General features: G+C 60.1%; 1 pseudogene. It reads right to left on the bottom strand.

From position 1 onward, the window contains the following. Window positions 1-160 precede the first annotated feature (160 nt). Window positions 161-1331 (bottom strand): annotated as a pseudogene (locus EP867_RS19585) (IS5 family transposase). Window positions 1332-1441: the final 110 nt, after the last annotated feature.

Here is a 1441-nt window from a genome sequence, read left to right as displayed (position 1 = left end):
TCGACCGGATTGGCATGACAAATTTGTTGACGGCGATCATGAGAGCAGGGTGCTGAAATAGTCCGGAGTGCAGGACCGTTTTCCTCCACCAAGACCTGTCTGTTGTCGGCCCCGCCTTCTTCGCCAGGCTACATGCATGCCTAGCAAAGGCCTCCCCGCCTCAGGCAGCCAGCAGTTTGGGCAGTCTCGCGAGGTTGTTAGAGGTTGTTAGCGGCCATTGTCAGGATAAAGCGGGCACGCACCCGTTCAACGCCGCGATAGAGGGTCTGGGTCATCCCGCCGACGGTCTTGGCCCATCCAAAGGCCTCTTCGATGCGTTTGCGGTGCCGGATCGACAGTGCGTAGCCCTTATGTCGGGTCGTCCGGCCGTCGATCGCGGAATGCCTCGATTTCTGTGCAACATGCGGAGTGACGCAGGCGGCTCTCAGATCGGCCACAAAATCGGCGGCATCGAAAGCCTTGTCCGCCCCCAGCGTCAACCGACGCGTCGATCCGGGGGAGTGGCGATGGATCATGTCCAGGGCAGCACGCCGTTCGGCATGACCATCGGCCCGGGTGAGGTCACCCTGGACGATCAGGCCCGAACGGTTTTCCATCAGCGCATGGCCGACAAAACAGAGCATTGCCCCTGCACCGGGCGATTTCTTGTAAAGCCGTGCGTCTGGGTCAGTGGAGGACGCATGCGTGGCATTGGAGCGCCTCTGGCCCCGGAAGTTCACCTCAGTGTTGCGGCTCTTTCGGGGCATCGGGGCAGTCTCGGGCGTGGTTGGCTCAGAAGGGGACGCGGGCGGGATCTTCGGGCCACCAAGGTCGCCGGGATCATCGTCCGAAGGGCCATCGTCGGTCTTCGGGTGGAAGCTCTTCATCGAGGCCCATGCCTTTACCAGTGTGCCGTCCACCGAGAAGTGGTCATCCGACAGCAGAGGCGCGACATCGCGGTGAGCCAGAATTGCCCCCATCACCTTCCGCGACATCTCCGTGCTCAGCAACCGATCCCGGTTCTTGCTGAACACGGTAGGAACCCAGACCGGGTCATCGATCCCGAGCCCCACAAACCAGCGGAACAGAAGGTTATATTCCATCTGTTCCATGAGTTGTCGCTCCGAGCGGACTGAAAAGAGGATCTGCAGCAGGCTTGCGCGGATCAGCCGTTCCGGAGCGATCGAGGGCCGGCCAAAATCAGTGTAAAGCCCTGCAAATGTGGCATCCAAGCTGCCCAGAGCAGCATTTACTACCTGTCGGATCTTACGCAGAGAGTGGCGCGCAGGGATCCGCGCCTCCAGATCGACATAACTGAACAGCGAACCGCTCGTCTCGTCATTTCCCCGCATGATCACCCCGGCATGTTATCTGCAAAGGGTGAACCATGTTCCGCAAACCGCGTCCAGGCCCGACTATTTCAGCACCCTGCTCTCATGATCGCCGTCAACAAATTTGTCAT

Origin of the sequence: Falsigemmobacter intermedius (genome assembly GCF_004054105.1) — a bacterium.
GTDB classification, from domain to species: Bacteria; Pseudomonadota; Alphaproteobacteria; order Rhodobacterales; family Rhodobacteraceae; genus Wagnerdoeblera; species Wagnerdoeblera intermedia.
The sequence above is the reverse complement of the archived record's forward strand: the minus strand, read 5'-3'. Positions and strand labels throughout refer to the sequence as shown.